Origin of the sequence: Neobacillus paridis, assembly GCF_016765675.1 — a bacterium.
GTDB lineage: Bacteria > Bacillota > Bacilli > Bacillales > Cytobacillaceae > Neobacillus > Neobacillus paridis.
Window position 1 is genome coordinate 55,790 of record NZ_JAESWB010000134.1, and the last position, 25,312, is coordinate 81,101.

Below are 25,312 nucleotides of genomic sequence, written 5' to 3' on the forward strand. Positions count from 1 at the left end.
AAGGGGGGTATTTTGCTTGTCCTAGCACGAATAAAGAGATTATATAAGAAAGACGTTATAAAATGTGGAAAATCCTTTTTCTTTTCGGTACAATAAAAGAGAAATAAGGAGGGATGCTTTTGGAAATAAAAGAACGTTCATTCGAACAGGAAATGAAAGAATCCTTTTTGGAATATGCCAAATACGTCATCCAAGACCGGGCTTTACCAGATGCCAGAGACGGATTAAAACCCGTTCAGCGGCGGATCCTTTTTGCTATGCATGAACTTGGGATAGACCACACCAAGCCGTATAAGAAAAGTGCTAGAATTGTAGGGGATACGATCGGAAAATATCATCCGCACGGAGATTCCAGTGTGTATCAAGCCCTTGTTAAAATGGCACAGGATTTCTCGTACCGTTATCCGCTAGTTGATGGACATGGAAATTTCGGCTCTATTGACGGAGATGCGGCGGCTGCCATGCGGTATACAGAGGCCAGAATGAGTCCAATTACATCACTTCTCCTGGAAAATCTTCAGATTGTCTCCGAATTTGTTCCTAATTTTGATGAATCCTTAAAAGAACCCGCTTTTTTACCTTCCAAACTTCCTAATCTACTTCTAAATGGAAGCACGGGGATTGCTGTTGGTATGAGTACGACCATGATTCCCCATAATGCGAAGGAAGTACTCGAAGCCCTCATAAAACGACTGCAAAATCCTACTGCCCCGATTGAGTCCATCATCAAGGGCCCAGATTTCCCGACTGGCGGTGTCTATGTTAATCCTGAAGAATGGCCTGAAATCGTCAAAACCGGAAAAGGGTCGATAACCGTTTGCGGGGCGTACCATCTGGAAGAGGAAAAAGACAGCACCTATATTGTGTTTACTGAACTACCCTATATGGTGACAAAACCGAAAATCTTGGAAAAATTAGTGGCATTGGCAGAAAAAACTCAAGAAATCACCGATATTCGGGATGAATCAGGAAGAGATGGCATCCGCATTGTGGTGGAAACAAAAGAGGCAAATCCTCAATCTATTCTTCACGAAATCCTTCAAAAAACTCCGCTTCAAACGAATATTTCCGTTCAAAACCAAGTCCTCGTTAACAATCATCCGCAAATTGTGGGGCTTGGAAAACTTCTCGATATCTTTACCGAACACCGGTTGAAATGTTTGGAGAAAACCTTCCAGCATGATCTAAAAAAGGAAGAAAAAAAGTTTCACCTCTTGGAGGGCCAGGTAAAGGCCTTGGAGAAAATGGATGAAGTCCTTTCCATTATCAAAAAGAGTCAAACGAAACATCTGGCAGTTTCATCCCTTGTCAAAAACATTGGCTTAAGCGAATTGCAAAGTGAAGCCATCCTTCAAATGAAGCTGGAACGGCTCACATCAACTGAAAAGAAGGATCTTGTGGCTCAATGTAAAGAAAGTAAAAAGAAAATGGAGCTTTTAACTTGCAAACTCTCCCATTTGAAAGAAAGTCTTTTGGAAGAATGGAAAACACTTCTGAAAGAGTTTGGGGATCCGCGGCGAACGAAAATTGAACAACAAAAAACACCCTCCGCTTCTGCAAATGCGAACAGTCACGAAAACATATTTGTTGTGCTGGATCAAAACGGAATGTATCGAAGCAGTTCCCCTCAAACGTCAGGTACATGGGTCAAAACCACGCTTGGGGCAACACTTGCCGCAGTGGATGTATTAGGAACGGTGTATCCGGTAAAAGTGAAGAACCTTCCGAAATTCAGCAGCCACAAACCAAAAGGACTCGTGTTTTCAGAGAAGATTCTATGGATGGGAGAGTCAGAAGGTAAAACGTTGATTGCTGTCACAAAAGACGGCAAAACCAAACAAGTTCCGGTCAAACCTGGAAGAAGCCCTCTTCCGTTTAGTAAAAATGCTGATTTTGTTGTCGACGGGGAAGAAGAACTCTTGATCTTAACTAAACAAAACAAAGCAATCCGATTTAAGGTGAGTGAACTGCCAGTTCAAGGAAAAGAGGCGGGGGGTGTTCGGGCAATAATGCTTGAAAATGGGGATGAAGTCGCCTACGTCTTTTCTGTTAGAGAAAAAGATGTACTTGAAATGACCACTACTAAAGGAACAACGAAAAAAAAGGTGGCAGATTGTCCTCTTACTAAACGGGGAGGGAAAGGGGTTAAATCCTTCATCCCTTGTCAAAAAGAGAGAAGCACCCTTGTATCTGCCAAGCTCATTCCATCTTAAAAAAAAGAAAGGTTGTGAACATGTGAAAGAACTTGTTCTAAATCCCGGTACTCTATCTATCATGGCAAAAATATTTCAGGAAATGACAGGCCTTGAAGTAAAACGCATCCAAGTGACAAAGAGTGTTCAATGGATTAGTGATGAACCTATTTTTCTTCAGTCCTGCGTTTTTTTTGCAAATGATCCTATTCAGGCTACCATCGGTCTCATCTTTTCCCACGAATTTAAGGACTATTTAGAAGAACAAACCGCTTTCACCTATTCCCCTACATCTATTTTTCAGGATTTCCACCATGCTCTCTTTCTTCTTTTTCAAGACTTACTTCAGCTAAAAGTCCATCCGTATCCACTTGCCATAGTCAAAGGAAAACTCATACAACAAGGAACAGCGATAAGTTTTCATTTGGAAGAAGGGACCATTGATGTGTTGCTTTTGGGCGGTTTTCACTTCATTTCCGGGAATCCACTGATAGATTCAATTTAACAAGGAGTGATGATATGACAAAATCTTGGAATTACTTACATCTTCAATGTGGCAATTGCGGTTCATCGTTTACCATTGAAAATGGGCCGTGGGGCCCCTATTACGCTTGTGAGAACCCAGTCTGTTTTAACCGTTTCACGGCTGCCCTTTACGAGACGCTTCTTGACAAAGTGTACGATTACGTTTTAATCCATAAGTCTGCCAAGGGATTTTCCGCCCGAATCTCCAGAAGCCGGTTGAAGGTTGTGGCGAAATTGGAAAAAGAAACCCCAGAGCAAGTCACGCTTTCCGTCGTAAACCTTGCCCAAAAAGCGCATCATAACTCAATACTTGGTCGTATGTAAGGGTATCCTTATCAGGATGCTCTTTTATTTTATATTTGATTTTTTCGATGTTAGACACAAGTTTTGTGTAAGCAGAAATTTCCTCTTCATACATGCGGGAACATTGCTTAAAATAACTCATAGCATTGGAAAAATCACCTAAACTTGCCGTAAGGACTCCAAGCGCATACAGAATTTCCTTATATAGACGACCATGCTGGTAAATCCCTTTTAAATAATTTTTAGCCTTGATCAAACACTCTTTGGATTTAAGAAAAATAGACTGATCTGTACGGCTGTTGTCAAAGAACCGAAACTCTTTTGGTTCCAGCAGATAAATGGGCAAAGAACACACCCCCATATGATAATATAGCTGTGCAAGACTGACCCGCGAATAATAAGGGGTATAGTCTTCAAGCAAATACTGGCACAACTTAACAGCCTCTTCAAATTTTCTTTGTTCTTTTAGAATCATCACTTTCCAGAGCATAATGAGAGCATAGTAGGTTTCATGCTGAAAGAGAGGGGTACCAAGACTCTGCTCAATCGTTTTCATTGCATCCTCATACTGTTCTTGATAAAATAGCAGGCGAATATAATCCAGCGTGTCCTCGGCATAATACTGATTTGTTTCAATCTCTTTTCCTTCCTCCCATTCTTTTTCTGCCATAAAGTGTGAAACTGGCAAATTAAAAAAGTGGGCAAGTTTTTGTACAACGTCAAGAGAAGGAGTGATTTTACCTTTTTCCAATTGACTGATTAAAGATTGCGAGAGATGTATTTTTTCAGCTAATTCCTTCTGGGAGAGATTTGCTTCTTTACGCTTGGTTTTTAATATTTTCCCAATATGAATCATCCATCTAACCTCTTTTTTTACGTTTCCCTAATTTTCAAAAATATTAGTATAACTTATATTTTTTCAAAAACAGTAGAAAATGCAAGAAATTTGGCATGTTTTCAACAAAAATTCACAATTTTGAGTATATATGAAACATATACCAGTTTTTTATATATATTGAAAAAATGGTATAAAGATACCATGAGGGCGCTGGTTGTCATTGTAAATTAATCATTCATGCTTAAATGGTTGGAAGAAAAAAGGAGGGAAGAGGGATATTTTTTGGGGGATTGGGAATTTCCAACAGATATAGCAGTTAATAATAAAAGGACGATTAAACGATTAGAGAAAGGGGTAAGACCATCCGTGAACCAAGCATTATTGAAGCAAAGAAGAAGATATGGCGAGTTTGAGCTTCACCAATTGTACCGGCAAGGGGAGCTTGAAAAAGATCGTAAGGGGTATTACAGCTATGAAAAACAGCTAGATATGCTTGGAGAAGAAGTCCGAGGGGAAAAGTTTTATATCGAAGAAACTTATCGGTTCATAGAAGACAAAATTCTACTATTATATAACGAAGGGGAAAAGTTGAAAAGACAATTGGAATATATCCACCCAGCAAGGGATTTCTGGCATATTCAAAGCATCATGCATCAATTGTTAATGACCGACATTAAGTTATTGCTCTTACATTCCCTTCATGAAGGATATGAAATGGATGGATTTTTCTCAACTAAACAGGTAAACGAATGGTTTGAGGATAAAATTCAAGGTGGAACCTTTACAGAGTTGTTTGATGAAGTGATGACTTCTTTCAGTGAAAGCCCTCTTGGAATTTTAGAGCATTTTTGCCGTGTCATCGTTGATTGTATGGAAGATTCAGTATTTCCAACAGAGTCTTGTAATTTTATAGATATGACGTCAACCAGTGCTGTTATCAAATTGTAATGTTTTGTAAACAAACTGTAAAAATGAATATCGTAATAATAATGTGATATTTTAATAGTTATGTGATATAATAATAAAAAGTAAAACAAGCCCGGTCAAAGGGCTTGTTTGCTTTCCCTTTTCATCGAGTTACTCCCCAGAACAATCCATGATTGAATAAATCAAAATAGTCCTATCCAAGAACAGCCCCACTTTAAATGCCCGCATTTAAGGGATAACTAAACAGGAGGTAAAAGATGCTCAAAGAATTTTTAACTACTTTTCTTCTCTTTACTTCACAACCCTCTGTCCCCACAACAGGCCCCGTCGAGATCACCATTCCAGACCAAGACTTCTCTAATGCTGTAGAATATTTCATTGATCAGCGTGAGCAAGAGACCATCAAGAAAAAGATGGAAAGCGAAACCGGCAGGAACCTTATTTCTGACAACATGAACAAACAACCTTCCGTTTTTGCGCAAGTAAAGGTATCCTTTGAAAAAGACCAGCCTGCCATTAATGCCCCCATTGAACCAAAACCCAAGCCTAAACAAAAACCCATTCAAAAAGACCAATCCAAAACAAAGACTGTGAAAAAGACAAAAACTAATAAGCCGGTCCCCAAACCAAAAGGTGATAGAACCAAGCGCGTTCACAAGCAATACAATGTGAAAAGGATTTCGGCTGTTACCGCCAGTGAATTAAACAAAGTGTTGGGAGGAAAACTGAAAGGCCATGGAGCCGATTTTGTAAGAACCGGAAAAAAATACGGTATTGATCCAGCTTTTTTAGCGGCCATTTCCATGCATGAAACAGGAAATGGGACAAGTTCTGCGATTCGACGGCTGAATAATGTGGGAGGAATCATGACTGCGGATGGAAGAAAGATTCGTCACTTTAAAAGTGTGGCTGCCAGTATTGATAGTTTAGGATCCTTACTTAAACGGAGATATCTGCCAATCGGGAAAGACACCCCTGCGAAGATCCAACCGATGTATTGTCCAGTAGGGGCGAAAAACGACCCAGGAGGGCTCAATAAATACTGGCTAAATGGTGTGGTCCATTACTGGCAAAAAGCACGGAGCCAAATGTAACAAAAAGGTGGGAAGATTCCCACCTTTTTAATGCATTCAATTAAATTGATTACAGCTTTTACTCATAATCCTTTAGGAAGCGTTGATAGACTTGTAAAAATTCAGAAAAAAGTTCCTTTTTCTTTTTATCGGGTAAATTCTTATTCTGATTAATATCACTCAACAGATCTTGCAAGAATGTATTGGCTTCTAATTCTTCCTTTGCTGACAGGGGAATCTTTCCGTACATCCGAAACAAATCATTTTCATTTATATGATAAAAATAGGCAAGTTCTCGAATCAAAAGTGGAGAAGGCAACTTAACTCCCCGTTCGATTTCAGATACGTAATTCGTAGAAATGTGTAATATATCTCCAACTTGCTGCATGGACAATCCAAGCTGATTTCGCTTTTTTCTTAAGAATTCACCAGTCTCTACCAAACGAAAGGTTTCCTGTGCTCTTTCGGTGGGTGTTTTGGTAGGTTTTTTTGGGACCATCGTTTTTCCTCTCTTACTTAAACTTTTTTGACGGAACCTCTTAAACTATAATTAAGTCTATTTTATTATCATACTGTTTAAATTGCAATATATTGAATATTCAGATATAGTATGCATTACAAATGAGTTTCACAAAATTGTTATTTTGTGAAATTCAAATGAAAAAAATCGAGGAATTCTATAAATATTAATTTTGAATAAAGGAATATTTATGTAATATTGTTATATAATAAAGGAGTAAAAGGTATCTAGCTATCTTTTAACATTTAGAAAAAGGAGATAGAATGATGAAAACTAAATTTGGTCTCATCTTACTTACTCTCACACTTGGCTTAATGGGTCTTTCAGGGTGTTCCTCTGAAGAAAAGAAAAATCCTGAACCTAAAAAGGCAACGGTTCAGCAACACGAATCAAAAGCAATCAAGCAAGAAGACACCCAAAAAGAAAAATCCCCAACCAGTCAAGAGAAGTCCTCCCAAATAAAAGGGAAGAGGGAGAAGTCTGTTAAAACCCCGTCCAAGTCCAGCGTTTCCGCTACCCCATCCACTCCGCAAGAATTCATTGTTGCCATCCAATCACCACTCTCTGAATTCTTCCAAGCCATTCAGTCTGATGAAAAAGACTTTAATCAAGTAGTGAAGGGAACCATGAAAAAAGAAGACTTCTTGAAACACAAGTCTGAAAATCTTCAGAATATCAAACAAAAATTAGACCGGGTAAAAGAAGTGCCGGCCAAAGGGGAAGCATCCGCCTTTAAGGAGAAATTTGTCAATATTCTTCAAAGAATCTATGGTGTATCCGATACCCGCTACAATGAGGCCGAAAAAACGGACGATCTGAAAACGCTGGCCAAAAATATGGTGTCCGTGGAAAAACAGATTGTAGACGATTTCTCTGCTTTACTTGCTCCGTACAACACTCATAAATAATAAAGGAAGGCCATAGCAAACATTCCCTCACGCGCGGGGCTGTGACATTCATCTATCAATTTAAAAAATAGCCAAAAACAAAACCCTTGGAATTCAAGGGTTTTTTTGGTTTGGGAAGAGAAAGGATGAATAGTATAATAGAAGGTAGTAACATAACCAACGAGCAAATGCCCGTCGGAACAAGTGAAAGTTTAGAAGTAGCCTTTTTGTTTTAAACTGACAAACTTCCCGTCACCAATGATAATGTGATCGAGAACTTGGATTCCGAGAATTTGTCCAGCTTCCGCAAGACGCTTGGTTACGTCAATGTCTTCCTTGCTTGGTTCGGGATTTCCGGAAGGATGGTTGTGGAAGCAAATGATGGAGGCGGCGTTATTCAAAAGAGCAGCCTGAAACACCTCGCGCGGGTGAACAATCGCAGCGTTTAAACTTCCTTTGAACAGAGGGTGTACGCCAGCAACTTCATTTTGGGCATTTAATGTAATCACGGCAAAATGCTCGGAAGAACGTTGGTTGAGTCCTAAAACAGTATTGACAATCTTAACAGCCGATTCCGGTGAAATCACTTTTTTTGATTCCAAATTGTAAAGACTGCCTTTTTCTTTCACCTGTTGAATGGTAAAAATATTAATACGTTTCATCCTAATCTCTCCTTCTTAATCGTATAATAGTATATGTTTGTACATATATTCTATATTTATTACGTTATTCAAATCAAGTATTTAAAAAAATAAATGGGGGGATGAACAAAGTGGAAGAATGGTTGGAGAATTTCTCCATATGGCTAAAAGACAAGGAGAGAGCCGTCTCTACACAGCAAGAATATTTATACAATATACGGTCTTATTTACAGTTCCTCGGAGATAAACCGCTTCCTGAAACCAAAAAAACTGACATCTTGCGCTTTTTAACGAGGGAGAGAGAAAAAGGAAATTCGGCTGCAACAAGAAATCGGAAATTGATGGCCATTCGTTCGTTTTACAAAGCCTTAACCGATATGGAGCTGCTTGACACCAATCCTGCTCAATACATTGATGTAGCAAAAGAGAAAAAGGAGAGAATCCCTACATACCTGGATGTTTCGAGCTGGCAGTTCTTCCTCACCCATCTGAAAGAAAAATCGTATCCGGTGAGGAATCAGGCCATGTTTATGCTGATGACGTTAGCAGGGCTTCGGGTAGTGGAAGTTCATAATATGAACATTGATGACATTCATGAAGATGCTGGCGGCATTCGGGTGTTCGGAAAAGGAGGAAAATCCCGTTTTATTCCCGTGGATCATGAACTGATGCAAATTCTTCTATCCGTTAAAGACAAAAGACCCACACCCAAACCGGAACACAAAAGAGCTTTATTTTTGTCCAGGCATGGAACAAGAATCACTAGAAGACGGATTCAGCAGATTGCAGAAAGCATTTTTCATGAGTTAAAGCAAAGCAAGGGAAAGGAATACCTGGAAGATGTGCCGTTATCTTGCCATAAATTGCGACATACCTTCGGCACGTCCCTTGTAAGGGTAGGGGTAGATATTCGAACCATTCAGGAATTAATGGGGCATGAGAACCTTTCAACCACGCAAATTTATACGCATGTTCATAATGAGCAGAAGATGGCAGCGATTGATAAGCTGCAGGCATGGTACAACCAGCCAAAATAGACTTCTTGTAAAAAACAGAAGACGAGCCAAACAAAAGACTCCTGCATTTTGTTTCAGGAGTCTTTTGTTTAAATGTCAATAATCTCTAGCTCTTCTGGATAGGGGACATTTAGGGTTTTGGCAAATTCCCGCAAGAAGTCTTCCCGGTCTATTTGACGCTTCAGTTCTTTTAGATCTGATCCCGTGTACAGAAAGCCCTCTTTGAAATACTGCAGCCCATAGACAAGGAAATTCACCACATACGTTCCTTTTTCCGTAACAAAGAACTTATAGACATACTCTTTGGCGTGTTTGTAGTAGGATTTCTCCAGGATAAAGTCTCCTTTGATCAGTTTTCTTTCCTTTCCAATCACGACTACATGGGTATTTTCTTTCTTTTTTGTCTCTCCTTGGTTAGGTCTTTCCATTCTACTTTGCACCTCACTTTTCGGTTCTCTCTAAAATTAGTATGAACCAAGATTTTTAGATTTAAACATCAATAAAAAAGAGGCTAGTCGGAAGGAGGTTCGTCATCGTTTTTATCCATCTTATCAATCATTTCACGAAGCGTATCGTTAAAAATAAGGGCGTAGCGTTGCGTCGTTTGCGGGTTTGAATGGCCCAGTTGCGACTGCAGGCCGAACACATCTTGATTTTCCGCCCAATGAACGGTCGCAAAAGAGTGGCGGAGATTATGGGCAGAAAGAGAACGGCCATACCATTTGGTGTACTTTCCAATCATTTCTTGGGCAGCTCGTTTCGTCAGCCTTCCGACCTGTTTGTTTGGTCCTGTTGGGAGTGATACAAAAAGAGCAGGTTCCTGTTTTCTGGTGATATGGTATCGGTCATCCCGAATGGCCAGATAACTTTCCAGTTGCGCCAAAGCACTTTCAGAGAAATGAACCAATGTTTTATCTTCTTTTCCTTTCCGCACCACACGCACTGCCCGTTCTTTCCAGTCAATATCCGAAACATCAAGCGACACCGTTTCATAAATACGGAGTCCAGACCCTAAAATAAGGGATAAAATAGCCAAATCTCGCTCCATATTTAAGGAATAATAGTGGAGGAGACGCTTTTTCACAGGTTCTCGTTCATGGGAGTCTTTTATGGTCTTGGCATATCCGAGAGCAACAAAGTCTAAAAAGTCTTGGATTTCCTGCCTGCTGGTAAAAACCCTCCCCTTTAATGCATCAGCCTGGGCCTGCGGAGAGGGCTTTGTTCCCTTGATTTCAATTTTGGCCATGATATTCCGCTTTAGTAATGGAAAGCCATCATCATCTTCCTCAATCTGGGAGAGATAATGAAAGAGGGACTTCAAGGAAGAGAGCATCCGGTTCCGGCTAGTTCGTTTTTTGATGTTCGAGTATTTTTTCAAGAATAACAGGTACTTGTCAATATCTTCCCGTTTGAGTGTCTCTAAAACGGTCAAAGGAACATCCCGCAGCTCTCCCTGATAGTAGCCTTCTTCCGTTAAAAAAGAAAAGAATCGCTCGTAATCATACAAGTAAGATAAAAGAGTATTGGGTTTCGCCCGGTCACCCGCTTCTTTATATTCCACATACTGTCCGACATAATAGGGAAGACGGTGAACTTTTTCCTCGATGAGAGCAAAGAGTTGCTGCTGCTCGTTTTTCATGATGATGACCCCTTTTTCAACAAAATTCGACAAGATTACACATAATTTATTCTTAACGTAATCTAGTTAACATAATAATTATTATGTTAAATAAAAAAATGATGTATACAAAAACTTCACAATCATATCATAAGAATAGCCCGTTTGATGCTTTCGAAAATCCGGACTTTTAAGATACATAAAAATGTTCGGCCAGTAGAAGAACAGCAAACGGGTGTTTCAAGATTGGTCAAAAGGCATAATTATTTGCTGCCTCCACAAATGGCTTATATAGCAGAGAGTCGGGCGCCATCTGAAAGGATCCATTTTCAAACAAGGTGGCGATCCCGTCTGTTCCATACAACACCCAGATCCAGTCTCCAATCGCACCTGAAACAAGGTGTTTGTCTAAAATAAGGGCTTGAATTTCGTCAATTCCGTTAGTGACACTCGTTGTCTCTTCCTGATTGGAATCCAGAACGTGAATAGTCCCGTCCGTCTGATTCACAAAAACTTCGCAAATCACGTTTGCTCCTTGTTTCGTTTGATACACTTCCTGCATGCCGATTTCTCCCTTCGAATAAATGATCTACTATCAGTATAACGGATCATTCGGTTGGTTACAAATGATTTCATTTAAGAAGTATTATGTGCAATCTAATAAACAGAGACACTCTCTATAAAATAAATAAAACAGAATGGGAAACCCCCTCCCTTTTTAGTTTCAGAAAGAGGTATCCACTCTGTTCTTCTTATCCGGTTTGCTTTTCCAAAATATCAAACGTGTTCTTGATCTCTTCAAAAAACCGTCTGCCCAGCTCTGTATCGTATGTAATGCCTAGCTCTCTATCGTACGTGATTGAACTATGATGTAGATAACTCATATTTTTAATAATCTGGATAAAATCAGGAAGAGAATGTTCTTGATACAAGTCTACAATATCACGGATGATTCGGTAGACCTGGATAGCATCCAACATGGGTCCCCAATACATAATAGCCTCCCCCGCTTCCTCTGCATTGATATGCTTTACGGTGATGATAGTCTTTTTATCTCCTTCGTCATCCACATCCCAAACAATGAGGACTCTGTTTTCCTTCATGGATATGCTCCAATAACCGATTCCGAGTTCTTCATACTCTCCTAAACTTACTTTCTCAAGTCCTTGAATATTCAATTTCTTTTCCTCCTTTTCCTATTTTTAATAGTATGGACACGAAAAAGACGTTTTAAACGGAATAAAAAAATCCCGTTTATACGGGATTTGTAGTTTCACACACAGTCTTGACGGTTGGTAAACTTCCCTCTAATGACTGTTTCGCCTTTTATCTATTATTGGATAGTATCATTTTGATTTAAACTAAATCAGCAGACGGTCATCTCCTTTAGACGCTCTTCTACAATTTCAAAAATCTCTTTCCGTTTATGATCTGGATGGTTGGCCATTTTTTGCTTAATCTCAAGATACATGTTTTTTGCCTTTTCCTTCTCCCCCATGATGTCATATGTGTCTGCGATCTCAAGGAGTGAAGAAAACACATTTTTGATTTCTTCATTTTCTTGATACCGTTGAAGAGACTTTTGGAATAAATCAAGAGCCTCATTCAGCCGTCCTTCTTCTTTGGCTATTTTTCCATTCATTTCAAGGACATAGCCGAAGTAACTATTCGCAAGGGTAATGTCCTTTTGACAGTTTTCAAGACAAAGTTGGAAATAGGTGTCAGACTCTTGTTTTTTTCCAAGTCTTAAGTAAATGTACCCCATCCCATAGAGAATTTTCTTGTAGGTTTCGGACGAGTTGGGTTGAAATTTAGTACAAGAAAGAGCTTCGCTGTAATGATACAATGCTTCTTTCAACAGAAATTTAATCTCATTTCTTCCCTTTGTGGACAAATTCACAGGATCCAGCAATATTGCCTTTCCACAATAGAGGTCGCCAATCAGACGGTGAATTTCACCGATCTGGAATCTGGACAAATGATCTTCATAGGTATCGAGACAATGAAAACAGGTTTCTAGTCCTTTTTCCATGTCTTGATTTTGATAGTACCATTTCGCTTCCCAAATCATCAACCACAACTGATTATGCGGATTATCAAAAGCGGGATGGTTCTTTGCTGTGTCAATGAGAGATTTCATGTAATCATATTGATAGTGTAGATAGGCTTTTTCAATCGCTAGAAATGTATCATCCACATATAAAGCGGACTCGTTTTTTTCTTGATGCGTGAAAAAGTAAGAAGGTGTGGTGGACAAACTATCAGCCAGCTTGTACAAAAAGGTCATCGTTGGTTTTACAAGTCCTTTTTCTGTTTGGCTGATGAGTGATTGTGTGACATTCATCTTTCTTGCTAACATTGCTTGTGTTAATCCAATTTCTTTTCGCCTTTTTTTAATGATTTCTCCAATATTCTTCATAGAACTCTCCTTCCTCTTCTTAAAAAAATGAAAAACATAAAGAGGAAAACAACTTTTTTAACTGACTTCCCCATCAACAGGGGAATATCCCCTATTGATGGATATTTTGCCATATCAGCCGGTTGGCCATGGAGTTTTTGGACTCGATTGAGTGGAAATGGAGTTTACTTGCGTGGTGTCTACAGCAACTTGGCTTACCTTTTCTTGCTGTGTATGCATATCATTATGGCCTGTAAATCCAAATCCAAACAGGAATGCTCCAGAAAGCAAAAGCGAAGCAACAATCTTCTTCATGTTATTCACTCCTTTTACTAATATTTTTATCTTTTACTATTATATCACTCATAATTGTATTATTCAATGATTATGATGTTATTCAAGCGTTCCGTTCCGAATTCCAGGTTTTGTGTCCTGGATATTATAACTTTTCTTTGTACAATTATTAGAAGTAGTGGAAAGTGAAAAAAAGAAAGTGATCTTGTCCCTTATTTTTAAGACGCATCTCCTTGATTGTATTAGATGGAATCGAAAATTTATGTTCCTTTTCCAGGTCTTTGCTTTCAACTATTTTAGCTAATGAATGGATGTACTTTTTGAGCCAACTTTATAATGTATGTCATGTTTTTTTAAATATTGATCCAGTAGTAGTTTTCCTTGACAAATAGTTAAAGTGTTAACCTCTTTTTCCCCATTAGACCTCACCTTGTTCGGCTAAAAACTGCATGCTTACCTATCGTTCTTTTAATCGAATATTCCTAATTATTTTTGCGAAAATTGTCAATTATTTTTTCCCAAAACCGTACCAAAACCTATTGCATATTAGAAAAATGCTTGTTATTATTAATTTATGAAATTTAATTCCAATATTCGTATAAAGTTCATGTGTTCATAGCAAAAACATCCTAGCCGGGGGATGACAAGGATGTTTTCATCACAGAGCGGCAGATGGGGGAAATCTGCGCGAGCTCTTGATGGAGATGGAGAATCTCCAATATTCAGAAGGAGAGTCGAGAAGTCAGGGGGTGACTTCTCTTGACAGAGTGAAAGAGGGGTAATCTTTCACTCTATCAAATATGTTCATCAAGGGAAGGGATGAACAATTAGGAAGGATCTGTTTCTTCTGTATGGGGGATATACAAAAGAAACACTAACGGGTTTTTACCCGAAAATGGATTTAGGAACATGTAGCGAGGGGGATTCGCTGTTATTAAGTTCCTTTAGTTATATATTATTACGTTATTCAGACAAAATCAAGAAAATTAGAATACTTTTTTGATTGTCTAAAAATTAATATAGGAAATCATGGCTGACAAATTATCGTACCCGCCCCGTTCGTTTGCACCTTTAATGAGATAGTCGCAAGCCGTTTCGTTATTTCCTGCTTTTAGAACTAATTCCGCTATTTCATGACCTGCGAGATGTTCTGTGATGCCGTCGCTTACCAAGATCAAAATATCTTCTTTTGCCACGGCTCCTGATACAATATCAGGCTCCGCTTTTGGAAAAATACCGATACCCTTTGTCAAATATGCCCGTTCAGGATGAATAAGGGCTTCTTCTTTTGTAATTTTTTTGACTTTTAACAACTGTTCCGTCACGGTATGGTCGGTGGTCATTTGAATGAGGTTTCCTTCACGGAGAAGGAAAAACTTGGTGTTACCAATATGAACAAAGGTAATTTTTTTACTTTGCTGAAGCGCCACAAGCGTCAGTGAGGTGCATAGTCCGTGATAGCTTCCCATATCCCCTTTTCTTACGCCTTCTACCACACGATGCGCCACATAGACAGCCCGTTTTAAGACCGTCTCCAGATCTTTTTCCATTCCTCTTTTGTATACTTCTTCGATGTATTTTCGAATTTCAACGCCTGCGACCGCACTTGCCGTTTGACCGCCTTTATGTGCCCCTTGTCCATCTGCAACGAGTAAAAACAGGACTCCCTCATGTTCAAATCCATCAATGAAATCTTCGTTGTATTCTCTTTTGTCTCCCTTATCTGTCATACCATGAAAATTCACTTTTATGACCTCCCTTTTCTATTGCTTGATAACAAGAGAAAACTCTCTTGTGCTGTTAGAATCTTTGAATGGCTGTAATGAAAAAACCGGCATAGAACGCGAGCCTGACAGCTATTGCAATGATTAGGCTGATGAAGATCAATCGAAGTGTTTTTTTAGATGTATTGATTCCTGCCTCGTTCCTCCTCTCACTTTCCATGTGATACAGGAAAAATGTTGGGAAGAATGTGAAGGGGACAAACAAATACGGATAGATGATGATCATCATCATGATGAGATACGGAAAGATTCCTTCTTGCATGCGTGACATGAACGAAGAAAATGATTCATAGAATGAAAGAGTTTTTTCTTCATCCTCCAAGACTTTTTTCTTCTTTGTTTCAGATTCGACTTCACTCAAAAACACACACCTCCTCTCTAAAAAAACGTACATAGAAATCTACATACGTTTTTTTACTTCTTCTATCAATTCTTGAAAAATGGCTTCTTCGGTTCGGTTCGTCACATCTAGTAAAATATGAGGAGAATCCTCGGAATCAAATAGATTGGCAAATTGAAGAACCCGTTCTTTTAAGGCAGGACGGTTACTTCGGCAAAACGCATCCAGTACATTTTGTTCCTTGCGATCTCCTACTTTTCCGGTGAATAGAAACGTGAGACTGGGTGTAGGGGTATCTTGTTTAAACAACAAATGACTCTCCAAAATGATACGGTCTTTCAGCCCCATCCCCCCTTGATAGATGTAACTGGATTCAAAGAAACGGTCACTTACGACCCAAACCCCTTTTTCAAGAGCAGGACGAATGACAATTTCCAAATGCTCCTCTCTTGCAGCCTGAAACAGTAAGAGCTGTGTTTTGGCTGACACCTTATTTTCAACCAGGATTTCTTTTAATTTTTCGCCAAGTGGAGTGCCTCCTGGTTCCTTTGTCCAAATCACGGGAATCTCTTGTTCCATTAGCCATTCAGCTAACCGCTTGGATTGAGTGGTTTTTCCTGTTTCATCCAACCCTCCAAACACGATGAATTTCCCTTTTTTAGTCTTCATCTACATCCTCCTCAATACAGGCATTGATTTCATCCATGTAATCCTCTATGAGATTTCTCCTTGATTGCCAGGTTTTTACGATATTTCGAACGTTTTCATTCTCGAACTTTTCCAAAATCAAATGAAGGATTTCATCAAAGGCTTGGTTTTGGAGAAAGATGAGCTGCAAAATCCCAAATGAGACAGCATCTTGTTTGTCGTAAAAGACCTTAATGTCGGCATCAAGTCCATCTTTTTTCAAATCATTTTGAAGTTGAATGATGTTATTTTTGGGAAATGGAATGATTTTTTTATTCATGGCAGCCCTCTATTCAAAGTTTTTAGTCGTCAAATGGGGATAGGCTGTGGTGATGACATCAAACGGTGAATTATAGAAAAGATTTAAGAGGATTTTTAACTTGTATTTGGTAAGCAATTCGCGGGTAATGATCCGGGGGATTTCTTCTTCCTGAAGATGGAGAATTTCTTCACAAAGGTATCGAATGCAAACGATCACCCTTTTTTCTCCTTGTACTCCGTAAAAATAGTTTGACGGGAAACTTTTTCGTTTCCCTTCCAAAACCTCCTTATAGACAGAAAGCACCATTTCTTCAAATGATTCTTCCGGCAAATGCGGGTAAGCTATCCGAAGCAGATAGCGGATACTTCGCTTTTCATTTTTTTCTGGGAAATCTTCTACATACCGCATGAGGGCTTCAAGATGGTTTTCTTTTAACGTGGGAAAATCAAGGGTTTCATACGCTTCTTCTGGAGTAATACAAAGAATATACTCGATGAGATAGGTTAAGAGCTGCTGGATTCTCTTTTTTCTGACGTGAGGCGAAAAAAAGACTGGCGGAAAAGATTTAATGTCTCCAGCTAAAAGACGCCGGTACGTTTTAACGCTTTCAGAAGACAGCAAGGATTGGTTGTCTTTTGAAAGTGAGGAATAGGTCATTTAAAAACCTCCTTATATTTTATTCCTTTATTCATATATTATTCCTATGTTATATTATACACTCTTTTGTCAAGAATTTCTTCTTTTTCCGCCAAACAAAAAAAATATTATGGAACAGGCAAAAAATTAGCAAAGATGGAAAGAAGGTAATCCCAATTTAGCCAAATCATAGATAGTCCGATCAGGAGAAAAATGATATAGAGAAGGGGGTACTCATTGGAAAGTTTAGGTGAAATCACGAAACCTGAAGTTATACAGATGACCATCATCGCTATTTCAAGAGATGGGGTCAGGGTAAAAATAGGGCCGATGATACTCGCCAACCCTAATCCGACTAACACATGACCGACAGGTAGAAATTTAATGAATAGGGAAAACAAAAGGCCAATCAATACGAATTCTTTCGGAAAAAATGACCCGACATAGACCAACATTCGCCCCTCCTTTTTTCTTATATGAACAGCATAAGACAAAAAGGGAAAATCCCCTTTTGCATTAGTCGAATTGGAATTGAATCTTGTAGTTTTCATCCAATACTAGATAGGTTTCAAACTCCTTGCCTGTTTTAGGTGATACGAGTTTGACCTTTTTGGAGGTTTTGCCTGTACCTCCAAGAAGTTGTTTCGCTTCCTGTTTGGTAATGGATTTCTTTCCTAATTTTTCGAGTTGGTTTTTCCAGATGGTCACTTTACAGCCTCCATCTTCCTCTTTCCAATTGCGGCAACCATAGGCCTTTGCGTTTTCTACGATGTCGCCCCCGCAGGCTGGACATTTGGCAATGATTTCTGCCATTCAAATCACTCCTAAAAATAGTATGTAGCCAAAAATGGCCATAACAAGAGAGTGTTTGCACACTCTCCTACTCTCTAAAACTCAAGTTCAATTTTGCTATTTTTATAGACAAGATATGCCTCAAAGGTTTTTCCTTTGGTGCTTTTGAGTTTTACTTTTCGTGTAGTTTTTTTCTTTTCAAATAGTTGTTTTGCTTGTAACGCTGAAATCGACTTTTTGCCTAACTTCTCCAAACTGTTTTTCCAGATAGTTTCCTTGCATCCTTGTTTCCAGTTTGCACAAGAGTAGGCTTTTGTGTTTTCTACAATATTCCCTCCGCAGGATGGACATTTGCAAATGACCGTCTGTTCTTTTTTAGCGGTTCCTAACTTTTGGGCGGCAGAGCCCAAGACTTCTGCTACCATTTGGGCAAGTTCGTTCTTCAATTCTGTCATGAAGGCTTTTCTTGTGAGTTTCCCTTCTTCAATAAGAGAAAGTTTCTGTTCCCAAACAGCCGTCATTTCAGGGGATTTTAGGGTTTCAACTGGCAACACATTAAAGAGCGCCATGCCTTTTTCATCAGTCGGAACGAGCATTTTCTTCTCCCGCTTTACATAGCCGCGCTTGATCAATTCTTCAATGATGCTGGCTCTTGTCGCCTCGGTTCCGATGCCCTCACTTTCTTTCAAGGTGGCTTTTAACGCATCATCCTCCACCAGGTTACCAACATTTTTCATGGCAGCAATCAGTTCTCCGTCGGTAAAACGGCTTGGTGGCGTTGTTTTCTTCTTTTCTACATCCATCTTTTTCTGTGAGACCGAATCATGTTGCGAAAGAGCCGGCAGCATTTGGGCATTCGGAATTCCTTCCACTTCTCTCCATCCAGCTTGCTTCAAGACTTTTCCGCTAGATTTGAAGGTTTCACCCTCCACGGTGGTCACTGCTTTGGTTTCCTCCCAGATACAAACCGGATAGAATGCTGCTACAAACCGTTTGACGATCGTTTCGTAGACAGCGAGCTCCTCTTTCGAGAGTGTCGACAAGTCCGGAGCCTTATTGGTTGGAATGAGTGCTTCGTGGTCAGTGGTTTTGGCGTCATTGACCATGTAGGAGGCAATCGACCAACCTTCTTTCAAGGCTTTTCCGGCAAATGGGAAACTTCCCGTAAGATTTTGAAGCCTTACTTTTGTTGTTTTGCCTGTTCCGGTTGCGATGTACCTGGAACTCGTTCTTGGATAGGTAATGAGTTTGTGCTTATCATAGAGATTTTGTGCGAGTTCAAGTGTTTTACTGACAGAAAATCCATGCGTTTTGCTCATGATCCGTTGCAGTTCACTCAAATTAAACAGAAGGGGTTGTACTTCCCTTTTCTCGGATACGTCAACCTCGGTTAAGATACCGTTTTTATCTTTTACCTTCTGAAGTACTGCTCTTGCATCCATTTCATTTGAAAACTTTGTTTCTTTACCCTTGAACCACGTTCCCTCAAATTCACCATTTGGATGTTTGAAAATAGTCTTTAATACAAAGTAGTCTTCCGGTTTAAAATTTCTAATTTCCTGTTCTCTTTTCACCAAGATAGCAAGGGTCGGGGTTTGCACTCGGCCAATCGAAAGAACATTTTTAAAGCCGCCAAATTTAATGGTCATCGCACGGGTCATATTCAAACCAACCAGATAGTCGCTTTCTGCCCGGCACTTGGCAGCATCCGCCAGTCCATCATAGGCATGCCCATCTTTACGGGTATTGTAGGCTTTTAAGATTCCTTCTTCCGTAAAATCTCGAATCCACATCCTCTCAAAAGGCTTCTTACAGCCAGAGAGCTGGTAGATGGTACGGAAGATATGCTCCCCTTCTCTTTCAGAGTCGGTTGACACAATGATTTTTTCCGTGTTTATATCATTGAACAGCGATTTTACTGTCTGGAATTGTTTTTTCGTTAAGCCTTTCATACCGTATATGACTTTTAACGGAATATAGTCGAAGAAAAAAGGAAGCGTGTCCATCTTCCAAGATTTCAATTCTGGTTCGATTTCATGCGGTTCTTTCAATGCGGTTAGATGGCCATAGGCGTAGGTATAGAGATGCATATTCCCTTTTAGGAATCCTTCTTTTCTTGCCTCTCTAATGAGCCTTTCATATTTGGGGTTCGATAGGTGTTTTGTTTTTAAGAATTCCCCGTTAGATAGTTGAACATCCCCAAATGCCGCGGCCACAGTGATAGCCTGATCTGGTTTTTCGCATAGAACAACAATTTGACTCATGAACGAGTACCTCCTTATGATTACAGTTTTATTATAACACATATTTATGAATATCGGAATATTTTAAGAATGAGGTTATTATTAGAAGTAAAAAAGAACCGCCATGAATGGCGGTGTCAAAACGAAAAAACATTTGAGAAATCGGGTAACGGCGGCAATTCTACTCCAAAAAACGAAACGCCGTCTGGTGTAGACGAAATGAAGTTGGGCGGAGTTTGTGGGTTTGCCGGATCTTCTTTCCCATCCTTTCTATTTTTCATTTCCTCTAATTTCGAGTTAATGAATTGTTCCATTTGGTCAACCAATGCCCCTTCTCCAAATATAGATGTGGATGGTTGTCCAATCTCATCTTTTATGGGAATCTGCCCCTTTTCCATCCAACTGGGAAAATCGAAGGATTCCCTTACGGTTGAAACCATTTCCCTTATTTTATTTATGAAGGGAGAGGCAGGCATATTGTCTTTCATTCCAGGGGCAAGTGGAATGGTGGTATCCACGGAATCAGGTGTTCCTGCTTCGGGAAAATCGTGCTGATGCATTTGATGAACTGGTTTCTTCATCCATTCATGGTTGTGATCAAATTCATCCGCAAAAACGTTCATTGGCACAAAACAAAAGACAATCACAAGCAACAAAACAACCTTCTTCAAGAAAAACTCTCCTTTTCCGTCGTATTTTTTGTTTCAAGAGAAAACATAACCGTTTTCTCTTAAACTGCTATATGAGGTTCCGCCTTTTGCAACAATAATGTGGTCCAAAAACATATATCTCGTAGATTGAAAAAAACGAGATAGCTGGAGAGTTACGTCAATATCCTCGTTGGAAATACGAGCGTCTCCGGATGGATGGTTATGCATGAGAACAAAAGCGGTTCCTTTCATTTGTTCCAACAAAGATTTCATTTGTTCAAATGGTGGAAAGGACACTTCTTCTTCCGAGCCAACACTTAAGAGGTGGTGGGTGTAATTCCCTTTTTCATTCACAATGAACATGAGAAGGTATTCGTGGTCTTTGTTACGAATTTCCTCTGCTTCTTTCAAACTCGCCCATTCTTTGGCGTTTTTAGGACTACTAGAAGATTTCCACTTCCATTCATCCAAAAGAAACAGGACTTGTTGAAGGCGCATGGCTTGATCTGTAGTAAGACCGTATTCCTTCATGAAATCTTCAATGGATTTTTCCTTTTCTTTTGACCATTTTGAGATATCCTTCGGGAATCCGACAAGCGGATTTCCAACGATAAGCTGCAAGCGCTGTACATAGGAAATGGCCATAGGAATAGGACTTGAATTCTCCTTCTTAAATAATCCAAACATATGATTCACCTACTTTATCGAAAATAAGAGCTAATTGTTACCTTTATTATTCCATATCATATAGGAATATTACAAGAATATCGGAATAAAATAAAAAGAATAAAAAAAGACTAGAGAGAGGACTCTCTAGTCTTTAAAAATTTTCTTTTGTAATAGTTTAACCAGTTTAGTTGGAAGCTGTTCTATCCTTGGAATACTGATGTAATTCTTATAGATGCTTGCGATTTTGTCTTGCCCATTCCCAATGGCACAACCAATCGTAGTAATCCCTTTTTTCTGGTATTCCTCTACTACAAGGGCAGCATCTACTTGAGCAGCTTTCCCCGAAAAGATGCTTCCGTTTATAGAGTGGAATGGTTCTCCATCTGAAATGACGATCAAGAGTCTATCTTTTTGAGGTTGTTTCATCAAGTATTCACATGCGTACTTTAATGAAACCCCCTCCCTTGTATTTTGCTTATAGTTGATGCGAGCAAGATTTGCTTTTTGATCTTTGATCGGCTTTTCAAACACGATGTAGTGTTGGTGTTCTACGATCGGCTGTTGGTAAACGGCATTATGACCAATGACCGCAAAAGGAATCTTTAGTGACTCACACACTTCAGCAAGAAGAACACACGCTTTTTGGGCATGTTCATAGCGACTATGTTCCTGCATAGACCCCGATTCATCTACCAAGACCAACACAGCCAAATCTGCTTCGTCTGACTTTTCCTTCTTTTGGTAAAAAATGTTTCCATCTTTTCTCCAAAGTCCCGTTTGATTCAGATGGCCATTGGCAAGACCTGTATACTTCTCCTCCTGATTGTAGCGAATGAGATATTGCAGCTTCTTGGTTAAATTTCTCGATAGTACCCGAACAGATGCCTGGATTCGCTCGAAACGATTTTTCAAGGTGTCGGATGGAGAGAAGTCGTATTTTGTGATCACTTGTATGCCTTTGTGTCGATCGGAATACTTAATCCCGTTTCGAAGGTGATGTTTTACCTCCTCTTCACGGCTTTGGTTTTGTTTTTGGGCCGCTTCTTCCTTCTCCATTTCAGACATCGTTTCTTCCAGTTCCTTTTGCATTTCCTTAAGAAGTCCTTCTAGTTCTTCATCCGTTTCCTCTGCATCGGTTTCTTTAGAAGTAGCGTTCTCCTCATCCTGTTCAGAGTTCGAATGAGCTCCGTTTTCTAATTCAGAGCTGCCCGAATTTTGATTGGATTTGCTTAAAGGACTGTCGGATTGAGAATCTCCTTCAAGGGAATCACCATTTTGATCAGCGTCAGAGCCACTTTCTTCAGAAGTGTCATCATCACCCGAATGATTCTCATTCGATTCCTCATCTTCTTCTTTTTCTTCATCGTCTGAAGAGCCGTTTCCTCCTTTGGCATCATCTTCGTCCGCTTCCTCTTCTTTTTCATGTTCGGAAGAGCCGTTGCCGGAAGGAGAAGATTGTTCACACTTTTCTTTTTGTTCATCCGACTGCTTTTCGTTTTGCCCTTTTGAAGAAGACTCTTCTCCTTTTTCTTTGGACTCTTCATTTTCATCGGATTGTTCGTTATTAGAAGTAGAAGGTTGAGGTTTAGATTTACGGAATTCTGTCGGATCATTTGGCATTGGGAGACCTTGCCCGTTACCTGACTCGTTCACATCATCCCCTTTTGGGTTTTCGAACAAATCAGCCAAATTTCCTTTTAGGATTTGTTCCTCGATGAACGGTTCAGCAATGACCAGAAGGGCATCAGACTCCACTTGACGGTCAGCCGATGTTTTAGCAATACGCCCTTTATCCAAATGAGGTTTAGATTTTTCAAACGCCTCTATTAGGGCGGGATCAGAAAATTTCCCCTTCACACGACCAATGATGCCGTACTGTGCACAAGCAATTTGGTGTGCTTTTAAACGGTTTCCCTTTTTCTCCACTTCTTCTAAAGAAGGAAGTTTTTCAAAGGCTGTGTCATTCAAAAGGCGAATGTAAGGTGCAAGACCAGGGAACATGGTGCAGCCCGCCATTTCAATTGCTTCGTCTTCCACGATGTTAAAATAGGATTTCCTCTGTATGATACGGAAGCGAGTCTCATCATCAGCACGTTTTGCTTCTTCTGCCATTTTCTTCACTGGCGAAAAATCAGTAAAGAGAATGTGGAACGCTTCATGTGCGATTTGACCGCGGACAGCGATGATTTTTTTAACAAGTGGCAAATGCTGTATCATGCTGCTAGTAGGGTCTGCCCAAACCTTTTCGCCATCCGTGCAAACTTGGCCAGGCTGGAAAATGAGTTTATTTTTATAGTTACCGGTCACAGCACGCAGATAGCGTTCACTTCTGGAACGAAAAGCCCCACTCATTAAAATCTTTAGATCATCCATCATGTTTTGGATACTCATATTGATCTCTCCTTCATCGTCGATAATAGGTGTAAAAAAAGGGGGAGGCACTCTAGCCATCCCCATCGAGTGCATCTTAAGCACGAACTCCTTGGAAGCGTGGATTAATGATGTCTTCAAAAATCTCTTTTTGAACATCTTCATCTTCATAGCAAACAGCCCAAACCATCGTTGACCAACTGGACTCCAAGATGTTACCGGTTGCTTTTACATCAGTTGCCCAATTGACGAGGTTACGGATTGAGATGGATGCCCCATCAATTTGCTCTTCCTTGATTTTGTCTTTAATGGTCTTTGCCACATCGACCATTTTTTCGACGACTGCCCGATTTTTGTAGCCAGACTCACTCATCACAATTTGGATTTGTTTGTCACGGGACATATCTGTAAACTTCACCACACGGTTAAACCGGTTGATGAATGCTTGGTTCATTCGTTGTGTCCCGACGTAAGCTACATTCATACAGCCAAAGAATCGGAAATTGGGGTGACGATCCACGACTTCCCCACTCCGAAGGACAATTTGCCCCACTCCATCCAACATGTTGTTGAGAACACCCAAAACAGCTGGTTTTGCAAAGTTGATCTCATCGGCCACAAAGAAACCGCCATTTCGGAATGCTTGGACTAAAACTCCATCCTTCCATTCAAATCCGCCACCGGGAACAGGAACAAATCCTCCAATGAGGTCTAATTCTTCACTGTTCAGGCTTAAGTTTTGAACGTAAACGGGAGCATTTAATTCACGGCCTAAAATTCGGCAAGAAGTGGTTTTACTTGTCCCAGCATCCCCTATGAAGAGAGCAGTCAGCACATCTCCAGTAGGCAATTGCTTTAATAGTGGCTTCAAATGATCCGGCAAGTCCTTTCCGATGAGTTCTTGTTCACTTTTCTCCATCATGGCTTTTTCCTCATCTGTAAACTCACGGTTCCATTCCATTTGTAGTGGGATAGCCGTGTTCTGAACAGGTTGAGCACCAGTAGGAGTGGTAATCGAGGTCGGAGTAGAGAAAACGCCATCTTTTTTCAGTAATTGTGGAGTTAAATCCATGGTAACAGTCCTTGGTTCATTCCCATCAAACTCTTCAATAGTGGCGCCATCAAAATATTCTTTGGCGTCAAAATAGAGAGCGTCACATGCAATGAAGAAGTTTTTCTCATCCGTAATAATGGATGAAAAGTCCAATTCATTGTAGTGATTAGCGAGTTCTCCGCTCGGATTTTCTGCCATCTGAATAGCGGCAATCATCTCAAAGAGGTGATAGCAAAAACCGTTGGTAGCAGAACAAGTATGGTAGAAGGTTCTCGTAGATGGTTCATATTCCATGACCATACTGCCGACAGGTCGTTCAAATTCCATGATGTAACGTTCATTGCCGCTGGTTTCGGTTTTCCCAAATGCTAGTACGTTTTTTTGCAATGAGGCTAGACCTTTACCCATGGAAAAGCTAATAATCGCCATTGGTTTTGAAAGCCCTCTTTGAGGACGGGTGTTACGATTGGAACAGTGAATAGAGCGGTCATTCCCTTTAAAAACCGTTCCTGGGATTTCACTTCTTCCTCGTGTAAAAGCCGCACTCACATTAAAAGTTACTGACATAGCAATCTCCTCCTAAATTATCGAAT

At 39.9% G+C, this 25,312-nt stretch carries 27 protein-coding genes; 6 read left to right on the forward strand and 21 right to left on the reverse strand.

The annotated features are described in order from the left end of the window. Window positions 1-119 precede the first annotated feature (119 nt). Both JK635_RS07650 and JK635_RS07655 read left to right on the forward strand, forming a co-directional pair. Complete coding sequence (locus tag JK635_RS07650; protein WP_202653367.1) at window positions 120-2,213, forward strand: DNA gyrase subunit A; 2,094 nt, start codon at window positions 120-122, stop codon at window positions 2,211-2,213. A gap of 22 nt (window positions 2,214-2,235) precedes the next feature. Continuing rightward, window positions 2,236-2,697: a hypothetical protein gene (locus JK635_RS07655; protein WP_202653368.1), complete on the forward strand. Its 462-nt coding sequence runs from the start codon at window positions 2,236-2,238 to the stop codon at window positions 2,695-2,697. A gap of 279 nt (window positions 2,698-2,976) precedes the next feature. Here JK635_RS07655 and JK635_RS07660 read toward each other — a convergent pair whose 3' ends face one another. Further along, the gene (locus tag JK635_RS07660) at window positions 2,977-3,876 is read right to left on the reverse strand and encodes a helix-turn-helix domain-containing protein (protein WP_202653369.1); all 900 of its coding nucleotides are present in this window, start codon (window positions 3,874-3,876) and stop codon (window positions 2,977-2,979) included. A 348-nt stretch (window positions 3,877-4,224) separates the two neighbouring features. Here JK635_RS07660 and JK635_RS07665 point away from each other — a divergent pair, with 348 nt between their 5' ends. Further along, window positions 4,225-4,806: a hypothetical protein gene (locus JK635_RS07665; protein WP_202653370.1), complete on the forward strand. Its 582-nt coding sequence runs from the start codon at window positions 4,225-4,227 to the stop codon at window positions 4,804-4,806. A 236-nt stretch (window positions 4,807-5,042) separates the two neighbouring features. Further along, entirely contained in the window at window positions 5,043-5,879 is an 837-nt protein-coding gene (locus tag JK635_RS07670; protein ID WP_202653371.1) for a glucosaminidase domain-containing protein, read from the forward strand. A gap of 58 nt (window positions 5,880-5,937) precedes the next feature. Here the strand turns inward: JK635_RS07670 and JK635_RS07675 are convergent, their stop codons facing one another. Beyond that, complete coding sequence (locus tag JK635_RS07675; RefSeq protein ID WP_202653372.1) at window positions 5,938-6,357, reverse strand: helix-turn-helix domain-containing protein; 420 nt, start codon at window positions 6,355-6,357, stop codon at window positions 5,938-5,940. A 284-nt stretch (window positions 6,358-6,641) separates the two neighbouring features. Here JK635_RS07675 and JK635_RS07680 point away from each other — a divergent pair, with 284 nt between their 5' ends. After that, a complete protein-coding gene (locus JK635_RS07680) occupies window positions 6,642-7,286 on the forward strand; it encodes a hypothetical protein (RefSeq protein ID WP_202653373.1) in 645 nt (214 codons plus the stop codon). Between the two features lie 191 nt (window positions 7,287-7,477). Here the strand turns inward: JK635_RS07680 and JK635_RS07685 are convergent, their stop codons facing one another. Then, window positions 7,478-7,927, reverse strand: a complete 450-nt coding sequence (locus JK635_RS07685; RefSeq protein WP_202653374.1) for a JAB domain-containing protein — start codon at window positions 7,925-7,927, stop codon at window positions 7,478-7,480. 110 nt (window positions 7,928-8,037) lie between these two features. Between JK635_RS07685 and JK635_RS07690 the strand changes: the two genes are divergently transcribed. Next, complete coding sequence (locus JK635_RS07690; protein WP_202653375.1) at window positions 8,038-8,943, forward strand: tyrosine-type recombinase/integrase; 906 nt, start codon at window positions 8,038-8,040, stop codon at window positions 8,941-8,943. 68 nt (window positions 8,944-9,011) lie between these two features. Here the strand turns inward: JK635_RS07690 and JK635_RS07695 are convergent, their stop codons facing one another. The 18 genes from JK635_RS07695 to JK635_RS07780 form a co-directional block, all read right to left on the reverse strand. Beyond that, window positions 9,012-9,350 (reverse strand): hypothetical protein, encoded by a 339-nt coding sequence (locus JK635_RS07695; protein WP_202653376.1) that lies wholly within the window; start codon window positions 9,348-9,350, stop codon window positions 9,012-9,014. An 83-nt stretch (window positions 9,351-9,433) separates the two neighbouring features. Further along, window positions 9,434-10,561: a tyrosine recombinase XerS gene (gene xerS / locus JK635_RS07700; protein ID WP_202653377.1), complete on the reverse strand. Its 1,128-nt coding sequence runs from the start codon at window positions 10,559-10,561 to the stop codon at window positions 9,434-9,436. Between the two features lie 229 nt (window positions 10,562-10,790). Beyond that, window positions 10,791-11,102: a hypothetical protein gene (locus JK635_RS07705; RefSeq protein ID WP_202653378.1), complete on the reverse strand. Its 312-nt coding sequence runs from the start codon at window positions 11,100-11,102 to the stop codon at window positions 10,791-10,793. Window positions 11,103-11,292: 190 nt separating this feature from the next. Continuing rightward, window positions 11,293-11,718, reverse strand: coding sequence for a hypothetical protein (locus JK635_RS07710; RefSeq protein ID WP_202653379.1), 426 nt, complete (start codon window positions 11,716-11,718; stop codon window positions 11,293-11,295). Window positions 11,719-11,906: 188 nt separating this feature from the next. Continuing rightward, complete coding sequence (locus JK635_RS07715) at window positions 11,907-12,959, reverse strand: helix-turn-helix domain-containing protein (protein ID WP_202653380.1); 1,053 nt, start codon at window positions 12,957-12,959, stop codon at window positions 11,907-11,909. Window positions 12,960-13,073: 114 nt separating this feature from the next. Next, a complete protein-coding gene (locus JK635_RS07720) occupies window positions 13,074-13,253 on the reverse strand; it encodes a hypothetical protein (RefSeq protein ID WP_202653381.1) in 180 nt (59 codons plus the stop codon). A gap of 986 nt (window positions 13,254-14,239) precedes the next feature. Then, complete coding sequence (locus JK635_RS07725; protein ID WP_202653382.1) at window positions 14,240-14,977, reverse strand: PP2C family protein-serine/threonine phosphatase; 738 nt, start codon at window positions 14,975-14,977, stop codon at window positions 14,240-14,242. 55 nt (window positions 14,978-15,032) lie between these two features. Then, on the reverse strand, window positions 15,033-15,377 hold the full coding sequence (locus tag JK635_RS07730; RefSeq protein WP_202653383.1) for a hypothetical protein: 345 nt from the start codon (window positions 15,375-15,377) through the stop codon (window positions 15,033-15,035). A 39-nt stretch (window positions 15,378-15,416) separates the two neighbouring features. Then, window positions 15,417-16,025, reverse strand: coding sequence for a dTMP kinase (tmk, locus tag JK635_RS07735; protein ID WP_202653384.1), 609 nt, complete (start codon window positions 16,023-16,025; stop codon window positions 15,417-15,419). Next, complete coding sequence (locus tag JK635_RS07740) at window positions 16,015-16,323, reverse strand: hypothetical protein (RefSeq protein WP_202653385.1); 309 nt, start codon at window positions 16,321-16,323, stop codon at window positions 16,015-16,017. The genes tmk and JK635_RS07740 overlap by 11 nt, the downstream gene beginning before the upstream one ends. A gap of 9 nt (window positions 16,324-16,332) precedes the next feature. Continuing rightward, window positions 16,333-16,962 carry a DUF4046 domain-containing protein gene (locus tag JK635_RS07745; RefSeq protein WP_202653386.1) on the reverse strand — a complete coding sequence of 210 codons (630 nt, stop codon included), beginning with the start codon at window positions 16,960-16,962 and terminating at the stop codon, window positions 16,333-16,335. 107 nt (window positions 16,963-17,069) lie between these two features. Then, the gene (locus JK635_RS07750; RefSeq protein ID WP_202653387.1) at window positions 17,070-17,396 is read right to left on the reverse strand and encodes a hypothetical protein; all 327 of its coding nucleotides are present in this window, start codon (window positions 17,394-17,396) and stop codon (window positions 17,070-17,072) included. Window positions 17,397-17,457: 61 nt separating this feature from the next. Further along, on the reverse strand, window positions 17,458-17,754 hold the full coding sequence (locus tag JK635_RS07755; protein ID WP_202653388.1) for a topoisomerase C-terminal repeat-containing protein: 297 nt from the start codon (window positions 17,752-17,754) through the stop codon (window positions 17,458-17,460). Window positions 17,755-17,828: 74 nt separating this feature from the next. Then, window positions 17,829-19,997, reverse strand: coding sequence for a type IA DNA topoisomerase (locus JK635_RS07760; RefSeq protein WP_202653389.1), 2,169 nt, complete (start codon window positions 19,995-19,997; stop codon window positions 17,829-17,831). Window positions 19,998-20,113: 116 nt separating this feature from the next. Next, on the reverse strand, window positions 20,114-20,647 hold the full coding sequence (locus JK635_RS07765; RefSeq protein WP_202653390.1) for a hypothetical protein: 534 nt from the start codon (window positions 20,645-20,647) through the stop codon (window positions 20,114-20,116). 33 nt (window positions 20,648-20,680) lie between these two features. Then, window positions 20,681-21,313, reverse strand: coding sequence for a JAB domain-containing protein (locus JK635_RS07770; protein ID WP_202653391.1), 633 nt, complete (start codon window positions 21,311-21,313; stop codon window positions 20,681-20,683). A gap of 126 nt (window positions 21,314-21,439) precedes the next feature. Next, entirely contained in the window at window positions 21,440-23,686 is a 2,247-nt protein-coding gene (locus JK635_RS07775; protein ID WP_202653392.1) for a cobaltochelatase CobT-related protein, read from the reverse strand. A 76-nt stretch (window positions 23,687-23,762) separates the two neighbouring features. After that, window positions 23,763-25,286 carry an AAA family ATPase gene (locus tag JK635_RS07780; RefSeq protein WP_202653393.1) on the reverse strand — a complete coding sequence of 508 codons (1,524 nt, stop codon included), beginning with the start codon at window positions 25,284-25,286 and terminating at the stop codon, window positions 23,763-23,765. Window positions 25,287-25,312: the final 26 nt, after the last annotated feature.